At 54.8% G+C, this 4388-nt stretch carries 3 protein-coding genes; 1 reads left to right on the top strand and 2 read right to left on the bottom strand.

Features of this window, described 5'->3' with window-relative positions; translation table 11 throughout:
* Positions 1 to 661: 661 nt before the first annotated feature.
* A complete protein-coding gene (locus B0E52_RS00045) occupies positions 662 to 1243 on the top strand; it encodes a peptidoglycan DD-metalloendopeptidase family protein (protein WP_077480491.1) in 582 nt (193 codons plus the stop codon).
* Positions 1244 to 1547: 304 nt separating this feature from the next.
* Here the strand turns inward: B0E52_RS00045 and B0E52_RS00040 are convergent, their stop codons facing one another.
* Both B0E52_RS00040 and B0E52_RS00035 read right to left on the bottom strand, forming a co-directional pair.
* Positions 1548 to 2420, bottom strand: a complete 873-nt coding sequence (locus B0E52_RS00040) for a DNA adenine methylase (protein ID WP_077480489.1) — start codon at positions 2418 to 2420, stop codon at positions 1548 to 1550.
* 41 nt (positions 2421 to 2461) lie between these two features.
* Entirely contained in the window at positions 2462 to 4132 is a 1671-nt protein-coding gene (locus B0E52_RS00035) for an ATP-binding protein (protein ID WP_077480487.1), read from the bottom strand.
* Between the last annotated feature and the right edge of the window lie 256 nt (positions 4133 to 4388).

Raw genomic sequence — 4388 nt, 5'->3', positions numbered from 1 at the left:
CTGTTTGCGCTGGTCAACCTATGGATGGCGCGCGGGATACTGCTGCAACCGAGATAGGGTTGCTGCGTCCGCCGTGGCCTGAAAAGGCTGGCGGCGGCACGAAGAACATGGAATGGGGCTCGCGGGCGGGAGCATCTTGCCTGCCGCTGGCTCAAATACGCGCCGAGAGCATGAGGCGGTGATTGATCAGACCATCCTTAGTACACAAGGCGGTACACTTGCGCGATTCCCACATCCTCCTCAGGGGTCGCGCACGGTGTCGTCACGAGAGATGATAGCGTCAGGCTGCACCCACAGAGACACAACTGCTGCGAGTGCTGGGGACAAAACGAAAGCGATCACGTGAGCAGACAGGAGGGCGTCGTATGGCACCACCCGATGAGCCGCGCCGTTATGGAAGAACGCTCTACGATCTCATAGCCGAAGTGCTGGAGCGACCCAAAGTCCTACTCTTGGTCCTGCTTCTAGCAGCAATGATCGCTGCGGCTCTTATTGCGCTGATAAGCAAGGGCTACATTACGACCCCGTGGTTAACTCATCCCGCTCCGGCGGCACCAATCATCAGCGCACCCAGCACAAGCGCGGCCTTACCTGTCACCAATGCACAATCGACGATGGGATCTGTCGACAAACAGCGCGCCAGTACAGCCAAGCCCCCCCCATGACCGCACAACCGGGTGCTAAGGCCAATCCTTCTCAGCCCGCATCGCCTGTCGGTACAACTGATGTCAAAACTGCTCAGGTACTTGTCGGCGACTCATGGGCAAACCCAGCAACCACTAAAGGTGTCGGCAACGCCATCCACGAATCCGCGCAAGCCGAACCAGTCGTAGCGAGCGAGACTAGGGATATCGAAGGAATTCAATGGCAACGGCCCATCGGCCGCAGGATCTTAAAGCTGTTTGACCCCACAGACTCGGTCCCAGGAGTCGAATTTGAAGGACGTATAGGCGAGACGATAAGCGCGGCAGCGGACGGTGTAGTTGTGTATAGCGGCCATGGGCTCGGGGCGATGGGAGAAGTGACAATGGTAAAGAGCAGTGACAGCTTCATTGTTGCCTATGCTTTAACCGGGACTAGACTTACACACGAAGGCCAAAAGGTATCTCGCGGCGACCCTATCGCCCGAGTCCGCGAATTGCCCAATCAACACGCCGGTTTCATATTCCAAATTAGGTTCAATGGGAATCCCGTTGATCCCTTGAAGTACTTACCATCGTCTGAAAACATCGGCGCACAGTGACCTCCTTCACCGGCGGCAATTCGGACTGAGTTTGCTGGAGCACCGGAGGCACGTCACCCAATATCGCCGAAATCCAGCAGGAAGCTACGCTGGTCGTTTCGTCGGCCCATCGCATGTAGAAGCCAATGAAGTAGGCAAGCCTTTCCAGGACGACAAGTCCGAACCGCATGACAATACGTTCGATAAGCTTCTCGCCACCACCAGAGCTCAATGCGGCGAGGTCGCCCCAGAATACTTCGGAGAAGTGGATGAGTCCTACTTCCCCCTCAGTTGATCGCTCAGATGGTCTGCCAAGTGGCTTGGGTTATGCAGCCTTAGTCCCTCTCGTAAGCCTTGAAGGCACATGGAGTCGGTCACTAAAGAACATGACCTCAGAACCATGGTAACGACGCTGGGCGGTGTAGTTAAGGTCGTAGCTCAAGGTGCTTACACCCTTATACATCTGTCGTATTTCCTTGACGTTGTCATAGGAAACGATCCAAGGACGGGTAAAGCGCGCACTCTGCAAGAATCTAGCTACCGAAACATGATCGTCATGATCGTAGAAATTCCGATAGAGACCTTGCCCCTTAACATAATAAGGGGGATCTAGGTAAACCAAAGACTTGCGCGGCATGAACTTATGGCAAGTCTTGAGCAAGGCGAGCGCATCGTCACGGTAGACGGTAATTTGCTTCGAGAAACGTCCAATCCTTGAAAGACGCTCCTCAAGTGCCTCCCGCTTAAACCGTACGTCTAGGCTGTAGGCTCCTGCTTGTTGCTTACCACCGATTACCCCGCCCTTGAGGATGCCCGAGCGATTTGTCCTATTCATAAAGAGCGTGGCAAATCCTCGGTACACCGGGCCAGCATCCTCCTGACCCAGCATGATCGATCGCCACCGATACCATTCGTTCATAGTGACGGGCGTGTCTCGCACAAGCTCAATTAGCTCGTTCGTGAACTGGGTTGCAGCGATCCAAAAGCTGTAGACGGCGGGGTCGGCATCATTGATGTGGATGTGTTCGACGCGACTGTGAAAGAGAAGCTCCAAGGCGACTCCAGCACCACCAGCGTACGGTTCTAAATAGTGCCCGCCCTCGAGCCCGTTCGTCTCGAGTACTCCAGCGACAAACGGCGCGAAACGCGCCTTTCCGCCGGGATACCTGAGTGGGGTGTAGAGCTTATTCGAGTACATATCTTGACTGTAGTGACTTTCGACGAGCTTGGCCAGCCAAACTAGCCGAGCCTCTTAGCGACCACTTCCACCGCCTTCTCCAAGCCATCCAGGAACGCGTTAACCTCGTCCGGGTGCCATGAGGCCCAAAACTCAAACAGCTTCTGGTCCTTGATGCTCTGTTGGCGTGCTTGCCACCACGACTTAGCCCCTTCCCTTTTGGCGATGTTGAACCCGCCATCGAGCAAGTTGGCCTGGACCTGGTTAGTGGACAGTCCCCTCTTCAGCAGCTCATCCCACTCCTCGGCATGATCTCCAGGATTGTCCACGAGCTCTTGGAGGTAGTAATAGAGTGTTCTCTCTGGCGATAACCCTTTACCCGCATCGTTGGTAGCTCCGGGCAGCTTTACTACGTTCGCCACCTGCTTTGCGGCTCCGGTGATTGAAGCGTCCGCGTCAACGGCGATCACCACCTTCTCGAAGTATTTGTCGTGCTTGCTCAAACCCACCAAACTGTTGCAGCCAACCCCGAGAGGCATCGGCGAAAGCTTGACTCCCAATTTTTTGCCAATGGCGTTCTTCTTCTTCGGCGGTACAAGACGATTGAAGATGAATGCGGCCTCATCATCTTCGAAGTAAACCTTTACCTCCAATGGCTTAGGCTTCTTAGGAGCCTCTGGCATCTTGAGGTTCATGTCATCGAGGATCTGCATTAGGGAAAACCCGTTCGCGTGCCTCGGTACTGCCGTATCCATCAGATAGATCACGCCATCAGGTGCCTGGGCGTGTCCTTGCCCATCAGGGTGAACTTCTTCGATCACGTGAGTCGAATGTGTGGTGGCAACAATCTGTAGGTCGAGCTTTCGTCCAGTGCTCTGAAGAGCCTGAATCAACTTCCGCTGAGCATGGGGGTGAAGCCCAGCGTCCACCTCGTCAACTATGAACAGACCGCCGGGATAATCCGGCCACTTCCGTTTCAGGCGACTAAAGGAGGCAAGCGCTGTGGCTATGCTTCCCAAGCTGTCTTGTCCCAACGACACGCATCGAGCGTCAAAATCGTACTGGGGGTGCTTAGCAAGCTTGCCCGTCCCCTTAATGCCCAACGAAGTGATTGTGTCGGAAGTAGTCTTACTACCAACCACAACATCGTTGATGAACTTGCTTATGAACTGACGCTCTTCGACCTCGAGGGTCTTATCGATGGCGGGATCAACCCAAGACGGATTCGCCTCACCGACGGGAAACATGCGCGTCATGCCGAGATATATGGTGGGCAAAGGCACCTTGGCATCGGGGCCGATAGCGATCTTCCCATCGTCACTTTCGTACGCTTCGTGAGGCACGCTGCGCGGCACGACACGAGCCTTCTTGCTATCCGATCGCCCGGTCGTTGAGCAAGCCTTCGTCACAACGTCGGCCCCGTTGATAAGGGAGTCAATTAGGGGCTCTGGAAGAGCGGCACCGGCGTTCTTGTAGGTTAGATATTCCTTGACGTAGTCAACATGGACGATGTCAAAGAGATTTCCCTGAAATGCCTTTCCGAACAGTGACTTATAAGCTTGGCTACTACTTAGCCCGGAGTTGTTTGCGACCAAGGCCATGATCGTCGACTTGCCGATACCGTTATGCCCGGCAATGACGGTAATACGATCCGCGAACTCGATCGTCATGTTGGACAATTTACGAAAAGGCGGAACTCCAAACCTAATCTGCTTGACCTTGATGCTTGGCATTACTCTCCCCTATTCCCTGCCTGCCCCATCAGTTCGGTCACGAACTCTTTTGAGGCACTCCCCCGAAGCTCCTCCGGGTAACACCACACTTGGTACACAGACTACCTTATCGAAGACGGGTCTATCTAAGGAAACTCTGATTTTGCCCCGTGGTCGAAGCTCGACCTGAGGACGGATGTTACGCGATGACGCCGAAGCAGATGAGCCTGTCGATGGAGCACGACGCCGGTTTCGAACGGCACCGCAAGGCGACGCG

This window comes from Rhodanobacter sp. C06 (assembly GCF_002001105.1).
In the GTDB taxonomy this organism is placed as follows: Bacteria; Pseudomonadota; Gammaproteobacteria; order Xanthomonadales; family Rhodanobacteraceae; genus Rhodanobacter_A.
The sequence above is the reverse complement of the archived record's forward strand: the minus strand, read 5'-3'. Positions and strand labels throughout refer to the sequence as shown.